Annotated in this window: 11 protein-coding genes and 2 pseudogenes; 7 read left to right on the plus strand and 6 right to left on the minus strand. The window is 43.1% G+C overall.

Annotated features, from left to right (window positions below):
- Nucleotides 1-140 precede the first annotated feature (140 nt).
- The 4 genes from ACRWQM_RS01610 (at nucleotide 141) to ACRWQM_RS01625 (ending at nucleotide 4,772) form a co-directional block, all read left to right on the plus strand.
- Complete coding sequence (locus ACRWQM_RS01610; protein WP_434931032.1) at nucleotides 141-2,468, plus strand: YgiQ family radical SAM protein; 2,328 nt, start codon at nucleotides 141-143, stop codon at nucleotides 2,466-2,468.
- Nucleotides 2,469-2,652: 184 nt separating this feature from the next.
- The gene (locus ACRWQM_RS01615) at nucleotides 2,653-3,246 is read left to right on the plus strand and encodes a hypothetical protein (RefSeq protein WP_434931033.1); all 594 of its coding nucleotides are present in this window, start codon (nucleotides 2,653-2,655) and stop codon (nucleotides 3,244-3,246) included.
- A 567-nt stretch (nucleotides 3,247-3,813) separates the two neighbouring features.
- Entirely contained in the window at nucleotides 3,814-4,332 is a 519-nt protein-coding gene (locus tag ACRWQM_RS01620) for a hypothetical protein (protein ID WP_434931034.1), read from the plus strand.
- Between the two features lie 74 nt (nucleotides 4,333-4,406).
- Entirely contained in the window at nucleotides 4,407-4,772 is a 366-nt protein-coding gene (locus ACRWQM_RS01625; RefSeq protein WP_434931035.1) for a hypothetical protein, read from the plus strand.
- 968 nt (nucleotides 4,773-5,740) lie between these two features.
- Here ACRWQM_RS01625 and ACRWQM_RS01630 read toward each other — a convergent pair.
- Nucleotides 5,741-6,160: pseudogene (locus ACRWQM_RS01630) on the minus strand (YSC84-related protein); the annotation flags it as partial.
- Here ACRWQM_RS01630 and ACRWQM_RS01635 point away from each other — a divergent pair.
- Nucleotides 6,144-6,587, plus strand: a pseudogene (locus ACRWQM_RS01635) (hypothetical protein); the annotation flags it as partial. The pseudogenes ACRWQM_RS01630 and ACRWQM_RS01635 overlap by 17 nt on opposite strands.
- Nucleotides 6,588-7,123: 536 nt before the next feature.
- Here ACRWQM_RS01635 and ACRWQM_RS01640 read toward each other — a convergent pair.
- From ACRWQM_RS01640 to ACRWQM_RS01660, 5 genes are all read right to left on the minus strand, one after another.
- Nucleotides 7,124-9,967, minus strand: coding sequence for an aryl-sulfate sulfotransferase (locus ACRWQM_RS01640; RefSeq protein WP_434931036.1), 2,844 nt, complete (start codon nucleotides 9,965-9,967; stop codon nucleotides 7,124-7,126).
- 641 nt (nucleotides 9,968-10,608) lie between these two features.
- Complete coding sequence (locus tag ACRWQM_RS01645) at nucleotides 10,609-11,187, minus strand: YSC84-related protein (RefSeq protein ID WP_434931037.1); 579 nt, start codon at nucleotides 11,185-11,187, stop codon at nucleotides 10,609-10,611.
- Nucleotides 11,188-11,326: 139 nt separating this feature from the next.
- A complete protein-coding gene (locus ACRWQM_RS01650) occupies nucleotides 11,327-13,390 on the minus strand; it encodes a S9 family peptidase (RefSeq protein WP_434931038.1) in 2,064 nt (687 codons plus the stop codon).
- A 9-nt stretch (nucleotides 13,391-13,399) separates the two neighbouring features.
- Nucleotides 13,400-14,323, minus strand: a complete 924-nt coding sequence (locus ACRWQM_RS01655) for a hypothetical protein (RefSeq protein WP_434931039.1) — start codon at nucleotides 14,321-14,323, stop codon at nucleotides 13,400-13,402.
- 68 nt (nucleotides 14,324-14,391) lie between these two features.
- The gene (locus ACRWQM_RS01660) at nucleotides 14,392-14,778 is read right to left on the minus strand and encodes a nitrous oxide-stimulated promoter family protein (protein ID WP_434927359.1); all 387 of its coding nucleotides are present in this window, start codon (nucleotides 14,776-14,778) and stop codon (nucleotides 14,392-14,394) included.
- A 322-nt stretch (nucleotides 14,779-15,100) separates the two neighbouring features.
- Between ACRWQM_RS01660 and ACRWQM_RS01665 the strand changes: the two genes are divergently transcribed.
- Nucleotides 15,101-15,886 carry a hypothetical protein gene (locus ACRWQM_RS01665; RefSeq protein WP_434931040.1) on the plus strand — a complete coding sequence of 262 codons (786 nt, stop codon included), beginning with the start codon at nucleotides 15,101-15,103 and terminating at the stop codon, nucleotides 15,884-15,886.
- A 221-nt stretch (nucleotides 15,887-16,107) separates the two neighbouring features.
- A complete protein-coding gene (locus tag ACRWQM_RS01670) occupies nucleotides 16,108-16,443 on the plus strand; it encodes a hypothetical protein (protein ID WP_434927357.1) in 336 nt (111 codons plus the stop codon).
- Nucleotides 16,444-16,473 lie beyond the last annotated feature (30 nt).

The following is a 16,473-nucleotide window of genomic DNA, read 5'->3' on the forward strand; positions in this document are numbered from 1 at the left end:
TATTTTATAGGGTTTTAAGCTCTGGTGAAAACATAAAATTATTTCATCTTTGCTGTTTTTTTAGTCACACTTCCCCCTTGCCAACTGCTATACTCCGCGTCCGCTTCTTTGGCGTATTTTTCAATTTTTAGGTCATACACATGCAAGTTGAGTCTACATTATTTAGTTATCCCAAATTCTGGGCCGAAAGCTTTGGTGCGGCGCCATTTTTACCTATGTCCCGCAAAGAAATGAATAAGTTGGGTTGGGATAGCTGTGACATTATCATTGTGACTGGTGACGCCTACGTCGACCATCCTAGCTTCGGCATGGCCGTTATTGGCCGCATGTTAGAGGCTCAAGGTTATCGGGTGGGGATCATTTCTCAACCCGACTGGTCAAGCAAAGAAGACTTTATGCAGCTGGGTCGACCAAACTTATTTTTTGGTGTCACCGCTGGCAACATGGATTCGATGATCAACCGGTACACCGCTGACCGTAAATTACGTCACGATGATGCTTACACCGCCGGAGATATTGGTGGTAAACGCCCTGATCGCGCCGTGACGGTTTATGCCCAGCGTTGTAAAGAAGCATTTAAAGAAATACCTGTAGTAATAGGCGGTATCGAAGCGAGTTTACGCCGTATTGCTCATTATGATTATTGGTCAGACAAAGTCCGTCGCAGCGTGATTTTTGATGCAAAAGCCGACATTTTAATTTACGGCAATGCCGAGCGTCCTTTGATGGAAGTTGCTCGCCGTATCGCCAGTGGTGAAGCTATTGGCGATATTGATGATGTGCGTGGCACAGCTGTCATGCGCAAAGAAGCTATGCCTGGCTGGCGCGGCATGGATTCACGCAAAATTGATCAACTGCATAAAATTGAACCTATACCCAATCCCTATGGAGCTGATGACGTTGGCTGTGCCAAACTATCTGGGCCAACGGATAACAAAATTTTTGACAACGATGCGCCTAAAGCGATCAGCGTACAACCGCCTAAACCAAAACCTTGGGATAAAACTTACGTACTGCTGCCTGCCTATGACAAAGTAGCAAGTGATAAGTATTTATACGCCCACGCATCACGTATTTTACACCAGGAGCAAAATCCAGGGTGTGCCCGTGCGTTATTCCAGCCACACGATGCTAATCGTGGTGTGTGGGTTAACCCACCGGCTTGGCCGTTAAACACTGACGAAATGGACGCGGTATTTGATTTACCATACCAGCGCATTCCGCACCCTGTGTACGGCAAGGAAAAAATTCCTGCTTATGACATGATTAAAACCTCAATTAATATCATGCGTGGTTGTTTTGGTGGTTGTTCATTCTGTTCGATTACCGAGCATGAAGGGCGAATTATTCAAAGTCGCTCGCAAGAGTCGATCATTAAAGAAATTAAAGATATTCAAGAAAAAGTGCCGGGCTTTACCGGGGTTATTTCTGACTTAGGCGGCCCAACAGCTAACATGTATCGCTTAGGTTGTACTAGCGAGAAAGCCGAAAAAACCTGTCGCCGTTTATCCTGTGTTTACCCATCAATATGTGGCCATTTAGGCACAGATCATAAACACACCATCGACTTGTATAAAGCGGCGCGTGAAGTGCCGGGTATTAAAAAGGTATTGATTGCATCGGGCGTTCGTTACGATTTAGCGATTGAAAACCCAGAGTATATTAGAGAGTTAGCTAAGCACCATGTGGGTGGCTATTTAAAAATTGCCCCAGAACATACCGAAGATGGCCCATTAAGCAAAATGATGAAGCCGGGTATGGGCACCTATGATAAGTTTAAAGAATTGTTTGATAAGTTCTCTAAAGAGGCAGGTAAAGAACAGTTTTTAATCCCTTACTTTATTTCTGCGCATCCAGGTACTACCGATGAAGACATGGTCAACTTAGCATTATGGCTTAAAGGTCAAAAATTTAAGTTAGACCAGGTGCAAAATTTTTATCCTTCACCTATGGCCAATGCGACCACGATTTATCACACTGAGTTAAACTCACTTAAAAATGTGAAGCACACCAGTGAGATAGTGACAGTACCTAAAAAAGGTCGTCAGCGTAAATTACATAAATTCTTATTACGTTATCATGACCCAGCAGGCTGGCCGATGATCCGTGAAGCCTTGATCGCCATGGGTAAAGAATCGCTTATTGGTAATAGCCCAAGCTGTTTAGTGCCGCCAGAAACCCGCAATGAGCAAACAAAACTTAAGTGGGGCCAAAAGCCTGCTAAGTCGTCTGCCAAAGCCGATGGTAAGCAAGATGGCCAAAAAGCCATGACCCGTTTTTCATCAAATCAATTTGATGATCGCAAGGGCTCAGCTAAAGCAGATAAAAAGCCCAAAGCGGCGAGCGGACCCGCTAAAGCTGGCACTAGCAAAGCAGGTTCAGGCAAAGCTAATGCAAGTAAATCTAATGCCAGTAAAGCGGGTGGCAAAAGTAATGGTTGGGCAACACCGTCAAAGCATACACGCTAAGATGCACTAGTTAGGTTTGTTTGATTCATCAAAGCCGTACAGTTAAACTGTACGGCTTTTTTATTAGCTAAATTGGGGGCTCGGCTCAATTATTCAAACGACTTCCTTTTGGTGCATTTATTCAGGTTCAATTCAAAAAAAACTGCTATGGTTGCCAATCTTACCCTTATAAATAGGCATAATAATGACAACAACTCCTATCAAATCAGCCTTATCTTTATCATTACTTGCGACAGCACTTTTTTCCGTTGCAAGCCTTGCGGCAGATGACATTCAAAATCAATATTTTGATGCGTTATCTGCCCACTGTGGCAAAGCGTTTGAAGGTGTGGTGACCGCAGGTAGCAGTGCTGATGATGGTTTTAGCGGTAAAAAATTGGTGATGCATGTGCGTGAATGTAGCGACACCGAATTAAAAGTGCCATTTCATGTTGGCGATGACCATTCCCGTACTTGGGTGATCACTAAAACCGAAACCGGTTTACGCTTAAAGCATGATCACCGCCACAAGGATGGCACAGAAGATAAAGTTACTATGTACGGTGGCGATACCGCAGATTCTGGTACGGTTACCCAACAATCTTTTCCGGTTGATGCTGAGTCCATTGCCAACTTTAAGCAAAATGGTTTAGAGCAGTCAGTGACCAATGTATGGCACATGTACATAGAGCCAAACACCTTTACTTACCGCCTAACTCGCGAAGAACGTAACTTTAGAGTCGACTTTGACTTAACTAAACCCGTCGCATTACCGCCAACGCCGTGGGGGCATAAGTAAGTTTTTGCTGAAAGCATGCGCAAGGCTTAACGTATAAATGCTTCTGCGGCAAGGTAATCAATTGCTAGCCGCAGAAGACTATGTGCAGATACTTCTTCGGGACGCTGTACGCCATCCATGGCCGCTTAACGAGAACATCCCTGTTTTCGATACCCTCAGCCGCATCTACACTTCGCCATTTTCTCTCTTCGATTTAGCCTAATAGGTTTATATCTATACAAGTATCTATTTTTAATAATAAATTTAAGTTGTAAGTGTAACAAAAACCTTGAATTAAACCCACCCGTTAGATTAAAGTATAACCACTTAAGGACAGGGTAGGGTTAGCTGGAACAATCACCGAGCTACCATTTAGGGAAGAAGAAGCCATTCAATTATGATGCGCCAATCAACTTAACATTAGCTTTAAACCTGAGCCAGCAGCTGATTGGACAAAACCTTAAGTCATCCGGCCCAGTTTAAGTGAGCATTGCTGTTACTAAGCTGGGCCTAAGTTAGTCGCCACAAATAAGTGTAATAAAAGTAGATGCAATAAAATGAGTTGCAATAAATTCGTGGAGCTAAGTCATGGAATATGAAATTAATCGAGTCACTACCACCTTGTTGGCGGCCTGTGAGGCGGCGTGTCTGCCAGAACGTTACCAAGCGCTAGTCGATAAATACCCTCAAGATCCCGATGACAACGCGCCTATGGTGTCTTTGCCGGGAAAGATAGCCATAGTGGACAGCTTTGGTCTGCCTATACGCTATGTTAAATCTGAAGGTGGCTACTTTCGCCTCAACCATAAAAAATTCGCTCATCCGCACATGCGAGTCACTATTGAAATGAGACAATGGGTAAACTTTACAATTGCCTCTTTTTGGGGTGGTAATTGGCGTGGCCAGGATATGCCAGAGCTAGCCCATATGGTGCGTTATCTTCGGGGGGAAACCACAGAGAATTATCAGCATTCACCTAATAATTCAGTCTGGTGCTATAACGAGACCCAGCTAACTCAAGTATTAACCGAGTTATTTGCCATCTTTAACGATGTTTGCCAGGCAATGCCACCTTTGCCTCCCGGCACTAAAGTGACCTGGAACTAGTAGGTTGTGAACACATAAATGATTACTGCTGCCTAATTAATAATGCAGCGGCTCTGATGAAATAAGGAGGCAAAATGTCTGTCGCATTAAGGTTCAGCGCTGAGTTAACTCTCAGTGAAACTCAACGAGTAGCCTTACAAGAGTTAACGCTAAAATATAATAATAACAAAAAATATCAATGCCTTGTTATTAATAGTGCAGCGGAATCAATCTGTTTTCAACTTGAAAATACCGCGTTCTCAGGTTACATCAAGTACCCAATCGCTAGTAACTCGGATGATTGGATATTTGATGCCATCAGTTTTGAAGGCATAGTGCTGGCCTGGCTTAGCGAAGTACGGCGCACCTTTGGTGGCGATGACTGGCAAGTTTATCGACAAGATGTTGAGCCGGTAGCCTGGATTGAAGCGTCGAAAAGCTACTACCACGATCCTTTGTAACTCATAAGCTGAAACTACTGATGCCAAAGAGTATGACCTTCAATAGGGATCATAGGTTTGCGACCTGACTACCCAGCTGTTTATAATTTAGTCGGGTCACTGTAAAAATTAAGTTAACCGACTAGATTTTATCTTGCTTGATATAGCTTTCCCACAGCCATCAATGAAGCTAAATCGAAGAAACAAAAATTTAGGTGCAGATGAGCCAGCGAGTATAAAAAACAGGGCGAAGTTTAACTAGGTGAAACGTTTTTGAGCGAGAGGCATGGATGCCGAACTAGCTTTTTAACAAGGATGTTATTCGTTTTTGTTAAGCCCACATGGAGGCTGATTTTAAAATCAAGAGCCGGCGTCTCGCTGGATTATCTGAAATTTATGAAATTTATGAAATTTATGAAATTTATGAAATTTATGAAATTTATGAAATTTATGAAATTTATGAAATTTATGAAATTTATGAAATTTATGAAATTTATGAAATTTAGTGGGGGCAGTGTAAAAGATAAGTTAACCCATTATCTTTTATCTTGTTTGGTATAGCTTTCCCATAGCCATCAATGAAACTAAATCGAAGAAACAAAAATTCAGGTGCAGATGAGCCAGCGAGTATCAAAAACAGGGACGTTTTTGTTAAGCCCACATGGAGGTGCTTGCGGCGTCTCGCTGGATTATCTGCACTAAGGCCTGCGGCAGGCAATAAGTACCAATGAAGTATTGGGCTAAGTGAATCAACCAAACGTGAATTAAGGTATTGTCGAGTCAGGGTAAACATTTATCGCAGATGATTGTAGTGCCATTCTGCTTCTAGTTATTTCCCGCAGGTTACGGTGTTATTTTTAACTCATTCATTGGATTATAGCTATACATAAAATGGGTAAAGAAACAAACAAAAAATGGCTACCTCAGGTAGCCATTTTTATTGGGTAAAACTTACTGGATGAAACTAAATCATCGCAGTTTAATTTGAGTTACTTAGCATCAAAAGTGAACGACTGCCCCGCTAATGCGGCTTCGTACATTAAGCCACCTTTTGTTGCGGTGAAGATAGCCATATTATTGATGTAAACAGCATTTGCTGCATGGTTACTGCCAGCTTGTCCTGCGCCTGCTGAGTTACCTGTCGTACCGACTTGAGCGCTGGCACCGACGTTAATTGCTACCGCAGAGGCCTGGGCGCTAAACTCAAAACTGCCACTGGTGAAGTCATTATAGGCTTTAGCATTTTTGAAGAAGATGATTTCGCTATAGGCTTGACCACCTAGCTGAAAACCAATCGATATTTGCGTTAAGCTTGAGTCGCCAGTGTGCATGCCACCTTTATAAACGCGGCCTTTACCATAGGCTGCACCGATACCAATGCCACCTTTTCCTATCGCAGGTAGCAGTGCTGATGATGGTTTTAGCGGTAAAAAACTGGTGATGCATGTACGCGAATGTAGCGACACAGAATTAAAAGTGCCATTTCATGTTGGCGATGACCATTCTCGTACTTGGGTGATCACTAAAACTGAAACCGGTTTACGCTTAAAGCATGATCACCGCCACAAGGATGGCACAGAAGATAAAGTCACTATGTACGGTGGCGATACCGCAGATTCTGGCACGGTTACCCAACAATCTTTTCCGGTTGATGCTGAGTCCATTGCCAACTTTAAACAAAACGGCCTAGATCAGTCAGTCACCAATGTATGGCACATGTACATAGAGCCCAACAACTTTACTTACCGCCTAACTCGCGAAGAGCGCAACTTTAGAGTCGACTTTGACTTAACTAAACCCGTCGCATTACCGCCAACGCCTTGGGGGCATAAGTAAGTTTTTGCTGAAAGCGCATCTTTTCGATGGGTATCGATCCAGCTTTTACCCACGTTTGTCGTCCGCTTCGGCCATTGTCGACAATCCCTAACGCTTCCGACGGGCCGTCCCTGGCCCAACGTAAGCTAACGTGGCATCCATGCCAAGCTCACGGAATTGTCTCGATGACCTCAATTCAAATGAAGTCTGATAGTGATATACTGATACAAGTAGTTATTTTTAATGAAAAATTTAAGTTGTAAGTGTGACAAAAATCTTGAATTAAACTCACAAATCAAATTAAAGTATAGCCACTTAAGGACAGGGTAGGCTTAGCTTGAAACAATCATCGAGCACGCCATTTAGGGAAGAAGAAGCCATTCAGCAGTAATGTGCTAATCAACTGATTTATAGAGATCACTCTGACCCAGTCAGTTATTGCAGTTATTGCAGTAGGTATTTTCGCACTAGCGCTTCCTATCAGTTTTTTGTTGATTGTATTATTTAGATTTATTCAAAAATGGGGTACTCATTTCAGAGCACCCCAAAGGTAGCGGCTAGTTATTATTTATGTTTAGGTCTTGAGGCGTACCCCTAAAACACCCTACGTTATAGGGAAAATCATATGTCCAGTGGTAGTGGAACATATTACGAGTTTCACCATCCCATTCTATTTCATGGGTATGGCCATGGCATTCATCCAGATCTGCTGATGTTAACACCTCTCCATCTTCGCCTCTTGGACCAAAAATACCAAAGCCATCTTGGATATATCCCATCAGTTTAGAATGCCCACCATTATCTGGATCTAGCTTTGCTAATACATTTTCAGCAAGATAGTGGTAGTGGTATGTTTCAGTGCCGTCAGTATGCCCACCACTGCTGTCTAGCATTTCATAGGCAGAGGCATCGGTTCCAACGGTTGAAGCGCCTTGATAAATAGCAGAGCCAGTAAGTGAAATGCCATTGGCCCCAAACCCAACGCAGTTAGGCTGGGCATTGACGCTTGGAATAGCATCAAAGCTTATTTGGATATTGTGTGATCGAATCAAATTTGGGTTTTTATCATATCCATAGGCGACAGTGCCACGCTCAATGGGGAAGGTGCCAGTCGCTGTTGTTGGCAGGTTGTTTCCGGTGATGAGGCGTTTTCCTTGGCCATCAAGCGTCACGCTGAACTCACTGGCAAAATAACTTTCACCCTCAACTTGCGGTTTAAGAATATAATTCCAGGTACCATCTGCATTGGTCCAGTCGTCGGAAGGCGCTGCTCCAGCACCATCTGCAGGAAGCCGACAAAGCCAGAGTTTACCGACTTCAGGCGTATCATCGCCATTTATCCGCTGCAGAATAAGCGGGTCACCAATGGGAAGATGGGTTAAGTCGGCATTCACCTTGCTGTCGTTACAAGTGACGGTAACATCGGCGATATTGGAGCTCATGGTTCCGGACCCATTATTAATGTTACAGGTGTGATTTTCGGGTAGGGTAATTAATTGGATATTATACGCAGCGCTTTCGCTCACGGTTTCTGTGAATGTAAATCTTGTTGCACCAGCAGAAATTGTTAAGGTTTCATTACCATTAAAAAGACTCAAGCCATCGGTGTGAAGCCCTGAAATTTCGCCTGCTAATATCAATTCACTGTTAGCATTCTTGTTTAAAGATAACAACTCTTCCCAGCCAACGCGTTCAGCGCGGTAGATCTTGTTATTGTTAACATGTAATTCCCAAACAACTTGCGATGGATTAGCGGCGGTCACTTCAACCAAATAAGCATTGTCATTACTACCTGGTCCTCCAGCCGTGATCAGAATATTACCATTGGGCAGTTCATCAACATCCCCTAAAGATTGAGTATATTTATCAATAACATGCTCCCAAACTTGGGTTGCTGTCTTGGTATCAGCATTAACCCGGTACTTAACGGCACGGCTATTATTCTGCGAACCCGCTAACTCAGCTTCGTTACGATTATCAAACATCAGATAGTCTCCGTTGGCGGTTTGCATCGGCGCGTGTTGCGCTGACATCCAACTGCCTTGTTCTAGACTGATAAATTTGTCCTGTAACGACTGTTTTTGGGTGCCTTCAGCGCTACCAAGGATCCAGTTAATATCGCCATTCTGGTGATTAATATTGACGACCCAGCTTTGAGATCGAACGGAGAGTAACAGCGAACCATCGTCTTGCTGCTGTATTGCATTGGCATGTGTCCACTCCATTGCACCATCAACGACACGTGTCGATAATGCTCCGGGGAAACGTTCGGTATCGAGATGGTCGAAGCTCGACCATTGCCATACTAAGGTTCCTGCAGGGTTATATTCCTCGATACGATCACCTTTTAGTGAGTTTCCATTAATATCTTCAAATTCGTTAACCAACACCACAATATTGCCATTATCTAAAATGCTTGCTTCGTGATGGTAGGTAGGGAGTGGGTAAGAGGATAAAATATTACCTTCTATGTCTATTACCCACACTTCGCGCCTCAGCATTAACATTATTTTGCCATCGCCAAGGTATTTGATGGCAGGAGAACTCGCTAACATAGGAACATCAGTGTTGTGTAAATACCAAACAACTTGACCTGCTTCATCTACGCCAATAAAACGGGCATCTGTATCAGCAACCGAAAAAAAGGTAACGCCTGGATAGCTATTATCACTGCTAGTTTTTAATTGAATATCAGGCAAGCTAAAGGGGAGGCTGGGCGTGGTGTAAGCTTTCGGTTCGCTGGTTATTACTTCGCCGGATTCACTGGTGATCACCGCGGTAAATTGGTAGTTGGTTTCAGGCCTTAAACCAACCAAGGTTAAATCATGGGTTAGTGCAGCTGCAGATTTTGAGGTTGCTCGGCTTGGTGTATCTACCGACTCAAATTGAATGGACACCTCAGTGACTTCACTTGTAGTCACATTTGCGTTAACCATTAGCACATTGCTGTCGTGAGCACTGAGACTAAAGTCAAAATCAACAGTAGCTCCATCACTATTAGCCTTCGTAGCAGTGATTGTCACCACATCGGCAGGACTATTAACCTTGCCATCATTCACAACCAGTGAAATATTATAGCTACCATCAAGATCGCTAGTGAAACTTGGACTCACGCTACTGGAACTACTCAATGTTGCGCCGCTACCGCTTGGTATACTCGTTAGCATCCATTGGTAAGTCAGTGAGTCGTTATCAGGATCTGAACTACGGTTTCCATTGAGGGAGACAAGGCTACCCGTAGTGATATTTAGGTTGTCCCCAGCGTCTGCGATAGGCGCACGATTTGCGCTCCCCGTATCAGGGCTAGGATCATTGGTAGTCTCAGCGCCTCCTCCGCAACCAGATAGTAAACTCAAACTAGTAACTAAAATGGGTACTAATATTCGATGATTAACGTTCATTTGACACTCCTTTTTTATCATTAGTACATAGTCCACCTAGTTCTGCATTTACCTTTACTCAGCTTTATTTATCTTTACTTACCTTTACTCCTTTAAGATGTCTGAATAATGATGAACTCAGCGATTGCGATAATGACCCGAGTGATGTCGGAATTTAGTGGGGTCAGTGTAAAAGATAAGTTAATCAATTATCTTTTATCTTGTTTGGTATAGCTTTCCCATAGCCATCAATGAAACTAAATCGAAGAAACAAAAATTCAGGTGCAGATGAGCCAGCGAGTATCAAAAACAGGGACGTTTTTGTTAAGCCCACATGGAGGTGCTTGCGGCGTCTCGCTGGATTATCTGCACTAAGGCCTGCGGCAGGCAATAAGTACCAATGAAGTATTGGGCTAAGTGAATCAACCAAACGTGAATTAAGGTATTGTCGAGTCAGGGTAAACATTTATCGCAGATGATTGTCGTGCCATTCTGCTTCTAGTTATTTCCCGCAGGTTACGGTGTTATTTTTAACTCATTCATTGGATTATAGCTGTACATAAAATGGGTAAATAAACAAACAAAAAATGGCTACCTCAGGTAGCCATTTTTATTGGGTAAAACTTACTGGATGAAACTAAATCATCGCAGTTTAACTTGAGTTACTTAGCATCAAAAGTGAACGACTGCCCCGCTAATGCGGCTTCGTACATTAAGCCACCTTTTGCTGCGGTGAAGATAGCCATATTATTGATGTAAACAGCATTTGCCGCATGATTACTGCCAGCTTGTCCTGCGCCTGCTGAGTTACCTGTAGTACCGACTTGAGCGCTGGCACCGACGTTAATTGCTACCGCAGAGGCCTGGGCGCTAAACTCAAAACTGCCGCTGGTGAAGTCATTATAGGCTTGGGCATTTTTGAAGAAGATGATTTCGCTATATGCTTGACCACCTAATTGAAAACCAATCGATATTTGCGTTAAGCTTGAGTCGCCAGTGTGCATGCCTCCTTTATAAACGCGGCCTTTACCATATGCAGCGCCGATACCAATGCCACCTTTTCCTACCGTGGGGAAAAGCGCGTAACCATATGCGGTATTAAAAAATGCTTGGGTTTCAGTCGCTTTTTTGAAATTAGTAATCGCATCGGTATAACTTGATTCATCAGCAAAACTTGCTGGGCTTAATAACAAAGATAAGCTAACCATAGTTGCACTGAACAGGGTGAGTAAACGTGTCATAAATACCTCAATAGGGTGCATTTGTGTCGTAATAATATGAGTAAGCTAACATACTGAGCATACTCAATACCGTGAAAAATGAATATTAATTAAGCCAAGCTACTCTTATTTTTAACTATTTACCCGCTTTATCGACTTATTATTTATCCAGCACATAATATTCAAACCACTTTTTGTCCCACTCCATTTTGGCTTTGCGGTGCTGATAAAGGTTAAGTCCATGCCCCTCGTCAGGATAAACAATCATCTCTACAGGGATATTTAAGTAGTGTTTTAAACTGCGATAAAGCCCTTGGGCATGGCCAACCGGAACACGTTGGTCGTGTTCGCCGATATGAATAAGCGTAGGGGTGTTAATTTTATCTGCATAAGTTAAAGATGAGGCTTTATCATAAGCGTCTGGCTGCGCCCAAGGCAGTCCTTGCATAAAGTTAATCACATGACCTGGAGTGTCTTCTTGCATCCACTGTAAACGCTGGTCGAACACACCAGCACCTGAACTAGCCGCTTTGAAGCGATTAGTGGTACTGATTAACGCATTAGTCAGGTAGCCGCCATTACTCCAACCCATTACCGCCATTTTCTCGCCATCAACAATGCCATCAGTAATTAACTTATCGACACCGGCCATAATATCAGCCACCTCGATTTGATGCTCTTTACCGACAAGATCGGTTAAAAACTTATCGCCATAGCCAGTAGAGCCGCGATAATTAGGCGATAGCAGAGCCCAACCACTAGCTGGAAATGTTGCACGCCCATATGAGCGATGCTGCAATGAATAAGATGTGGCAGCGGTAGGGCCGCCATGAATTTGTACCACTAAAGGTAATTTCCCCTGGGATTTTTTATAGCCGTAGGGCAGTTCTAAAATACCTTCAACAGTTGCCCCATCGGGTGCTTGCCAGGTGACTACTGATATTTGCGGTAACTGCCAGCTATCGACTTGCGGATTGATATTGGTTAAGCGTTTAAATTGGCTGCGCTTATAGTCGGCGTCGGCGATAAATAAGTCATGGAAATGGGTCAGGCTATTATGGCTAAATACCACTTGTTTACCTGATACGCCAAAACTGTAGCTGCCTACCACAGTATCACCGGCTAACACGCTACGAGTATCGCCTACTTTTCCTTGGTTTATTTGGCTGCAGAATAATTGCGTGCGTGCCGATTGTGCGCCGAGATAACATAACTCATTACTTTTGGGGCGCCATTGAATATCGCCACCTTGAAAGGTAGTTTTGCCTATTGGCTTAAGCTCAATGGTTGGCGTATTTGCTTGGGTATTGACCACAAATAATTTGCCAGGATAACCATCAAAATCGATTCTAAAAGCCAGTTGCTGGTTATCTTGATGCCAATCTAAACCCAATAACCAACCATAAGGCGAAGGTGCTTGTTGGCGCCATTGTTTATCATCTATGACTTTATTACTGGCGGTTTTAACATCAAAAATTTCAATGTTAGACCAACCTTCATAATAAACCAGTTCATTGTCGCTGGTGGTAATACGGGCGATTTTACTGCCGCTATCATTAACATTGAATTGCCAAACCACTTTGTCATCATCTAGCACTGTTTTCTGTTTGAAGTTAGTGAGATCAAGCACCTTCAATGGATTAGTGTCGCGTTTACCATGGGCATACTTAGGCGCAGAATAATTGGCGCGCATCTCTGCCCATTGATCAGTATCTGTGGATTTTTTATTGGCTAAAAAATAAAGAGATTTACTGTCAGCACTTAATTGGAATGCGTTGACCCCCAATTCTTCTTTGGTCATAGGCTGAATAGCTAGGTTAGCTAATGTGATGCGAAAAACTTGGTTTTTGCCGTTAAACGGCGCTTTGGCATTGTCTTTTTTATCGGCAGAGATAAAGTAAATAAACTCGCCATCATGGCTCCATACTGGGCTTGATTCATTGTCGTGGGTAAAGGTTAGGCGTTGGCTTTTTTTATCTTGGGTGTTAATCAGCCATAGATCAGATTGGGCTTTATCTAGCGCTTCGTCCCAACGGCTTTCCAACCAAACGGCTTGTTTGGCATTAGGGCTAATCGCCACATCTTGCATTTGACCAATGTCGAAAAAATCATCAATGGTAATCGCGTGAGTGCGAGGAGTGGTTGCGGGTGCAGCCTGTGCATCAATAGCCAAAGGGCTTGAAAGCATTATTGCCATCATGCTGATGTAAGAATAAATACGCATGGTATTCCTTTAAGTTGTCGAGTCTTTGTGTTTATCGGCACCATCGTCAGCGATGACATCTTGCAGATAACTGAGTTCATCAGCATCTAAAACTTGTTGGTTATTCACTGTATTGTTTGAATCTGATTGTATCGCGCGGCGGCTGAAGTAGGCGGTGCGAGTGACTTGATGCAAGCCATAAAAAGCCAGAATATACATAGTCACTAATAAACTTAAGCGGGTTATGGCTTGAGGTAAAATAGAAACCATACTGCCTGAGTAAAAAGGTAAATAGACAATAGTTAACCGCACTAACCAATTTATTAGCATGCCAAGAGCCAAAATAGTAATCCAACGAAGGCGTATGTCATTGAGTAATGGGTCGCTGTTGTTGCTGTTGCTGTTGTTGCTGTTGTTGTTTTGTTGGTTTGTTTGCCGCAACAGGCGATAAATCATTGTAAAATAAAAACCAGTTTGAATTATCATCAAACCCGGCAGAATAAGCACAAAAGCATTGATATGGCTTAATTCTGCTAGCGAATGTATTGCCGTATTACTGGCTTGTAGATTAATGCCTAAGCCAAAAAATATCGCCGAGCAGGTTAGTATCGCCGCTAACATTGCAGCCATAAAATGTTTGAAAAAATTAGCCTGGTAATTATCGCCATGTAAACTTTGTTTACTGTAAATATACAGCAAAGGCATTAATAGAAAATAAATCGGGTAACACAGTGTCAGCAATAGGTGGATGGGTATTGGACTGGACTCTTGAGTGAATAATCCGGTAAGAAAATAGAACCCAATTAACCCTAAGATACCCGCAAGTGATTGGTTATCCGTTGTTTGACCTTGATAACTATAACGAATAAACAACGCTACCCCTAAGCAATGAACACCGCCTAGTAAAGATAGCCACCAATAGGCCTGGATAAAAAAAGTTTGATAGTCTGTCATTATCACTCTCAGAGTTGAAAGTGAATGTTACCCCAAAATATCCCATAGGGGGTAATAAACCTCGTTGGTTAGCCCAATTTTCGTTGGTGGCGATTACTAACACCTTCAGGTGGTTTACCTGGCCCAGGCTTACGTTCAGCCAGTAAATGTTTTATTGCCATTATTGGGTGTGGGATTAACATTCTAGGGCCGGCAAATATCATTATTTCACGTGCTTTTTGTTTCATATGAGGCTTGTAACAATGCACCGGGCATTTATTGCAGGTGGGTTTGGCTTGACCATATGGGCAGCGGTCAAGGCGGATTTCTGCATACGCTAAAAAGTCGCCACAAGACTGGCAGACCCCTTCGCTTGGTTTTAAAGGGTGATGTGCTTTACAGTATATCTCGACCATCGCGGTCATGGTGCGAAATTCATACAGTAACTTGCCTGAGAGTAACTCAGAAACGGCCATCGCTATACCTTAGTGTTTTGCTCAACCATTGACAGTGTAGGGCGCTCAATAAGGTGACACAAGTCTACAAGTGCAAGCCGTGACATGTGGCAAATAAATGGCAAAATTGCCTGGCTAATCACAAAAAGTGCGTTGTTCAGCACAAACTCAACGCTTTGTTACAGTTAAATCGCTTAAATACTTGATTTGTTGATAGTGATTAGATTATTAATAACACTGTGTGCTCAAAAAAACAGCGTTGTTTTTCGATAGGCATTAGCCATATTGTAGTGAGTACAACAAACCATACGCGGTAAAGCGCGTTTAAACAGGATGATATTGAATGAAAGTGATCATAGTCATTATTCTTGTGGCGATTGGGGTGTATTTATTTAATCGTGCCAAGGCGACAGCGCAACAAGAAACATCTGAGAATGAATCATCAAAGCCGTTGAACCGTACTGAAGCTGAAATTAGTGCGCTTGATGAGGCCGACATAGTCGAATCGAAAGCTGTTGACCTTACAGTGGTGGAGGTGGTTGATTCGCTGCCAGAGCCAGAGCCAGAGCCAGAGCCAGAGCCAGAGCCAGAGCCAGAGCCAGAGCCAGAGCCAGAGCCAGAGCCAGAGCCAGAGCCAGAGCCAGAGCCAGAGCCAGAGCCAGAGCCAGAGCCAGAGCCAGAGCCAGAGCCAGAGCCAGAGCCAGAGCCAGAGCCAGATAAAGGGCTTTTGTTGCCTAAAACCGGAGCCTGGGCAAGTGATACATTTAAACAGTTAGTTGACCTAGCTAATAATACCGAGGGTAAACAGGGGCAATTTGACGCAATAACCAATGTCATAGGGCATAGTTATAAAATGCGCAAACAAGCCGATTACTGTCAGTATGGTGCTAAGTTGCAACAGGACTATTTGGGGTTATTTGATGAACTATATCAGCAGGACAAGTCACCATTTGTTGATGAAAAAGCCGCAGGCCATTTGCATCTAGCAACATTGCTTAATGATGTAGGTCAGTTTGACCAAGCCATATCAATTTGCCAGCATGCACTTACGCATCAATTATCAGATGGCACCATAACGGGTTTTGAAGGGCGACTAGTGCGCATTGAGAAAGCCAAATTAAAAACTTAGCTGCAATAAAACGGTTGCGGTTACAGCGGTGCACAAAGTTGGCTTGAGCTTTTGCGGCCAGCTCGCAAAAGGCAAACAGACTCTGGTAATTTCGAGTATCATGTTGCTCACTGAAGTAAAAAGCGGACATCAGTCCGCTTTTTTTATGCATTTTCATTATCATTATGGATTCAATCACTTCACTGATTAATTTACTCCATAAAGTGACCCTAGGGATTTATATGACCATCAATCTACTGAATAAACTTACCGCGTTAACGCTTATGCTCAGTATGTTTTTACTGGGTGGTTGTATTCGAACCCCTGAATGGACGTTATTTTATTTTGCGGATGCCACCGATAAAACCGATCTTACCTTAAAGCATGATGTTATTAATGGTTATTACGACACGCTTGAGCAATGCCAAGCGAAAGGTTCAGGTCTGCTGCGTATTCAAGGCATATCGATGACAGAAAATGTTGATTTTATTTGTGGTCAACAATGCCAAACGTTAGATGATAATCAAGTAGATTGTCAGCAATCTGTTAGTGACAAAGACTTTTTGAAGCAGCTGTAGTTAGGCACCATTGTCAGGTGCAGCAATTGT

Source organism: Shewanella sp. HL-SH5, from assembly GCF_051163755.1.
Classification (GTDB): Bacteria; Pseudomonadota; Gammaproteobacteria; order Enterobacterales; family Shewanellaceae; genus Shewanella; species Shewanella glacialimarina.

Coding starts and splice junctions, on each gene's coding strand:
- ACRWQM_RS01625 (WP_434931035.1), top strand. CDS start 4,407: ATGTCTGTCGCATTAAGGTTCAGCGCTGAGTTAACTCTCAGTGAAACT.
- ACRWQM_RS01655 (WP_434931039.1), bottom strand. CDS start 14,323: ATGACAGACTATCAAACTTTTTTTATCCAGGCCTATTGGTGGCTATCT.
- ACRWQM_RS01660 (WP_434927359.1), bottom strand. CDS start 14,778: ATGGCCGTTTCTGAGTTACTCTCAGGCAAGTTACTGTATGAATTTCGC.
- ACRWQM_RS01610 (WP_434931032.1), top strand. CDS start 141: ATGCAAGTTGAGTCTACATTATTTAGTTATCCCAAATTCTGGGCCGAA.
- ACRWQM_RS01670 (WP_434927357.1), top strand. CDS start 16,108: ATGACCATCAATCTACTGAATAAACTTACCGCGTTAACGCTTATGCTC.
- ACRWQM_RS01640 (WP_434931036.1), bottom strand. CDS start 9,967: ATGAACGTTAATCATCGAATATTAGTACCCATTTTAGTTACTAGTTTG.
- ACRWQM_RS01665 (WP_434931040.1), top strand. CDS start 15,101: ATGAAAGTGATCATAGTCATTATTCTTGTGGCGATTGGGGTGTATTTA.
- ACRWQM_RS01645 (WP_434931037.1), bottom strand. CDS start 11,187: ATGACACGTTTACTCACCCTGTTCAGTGCAACTATGGTTAGCTTATCT.
- ACRWQM_RS01650 (WP_434931038.1), bottom strand. CDS start 13,390: ATGCGTATTTATTCTTACATCAGCATGATGGCAATAATGCTTTCAAGC.
- ACRWQM_RS01620 (WP_434931034.1), top strand. CDS start 3,814: ATGGAATATGAAATTAATCGAGTCACTACCACCTTGTTGGCGGCCTGT.
- ACRWQM_RS01615 (WP_434931033.1), top strand. CDS start 2,653: ATGACAACAACTCCTATCAAATCAGCCTTATCTTTATCATTACTTGCG.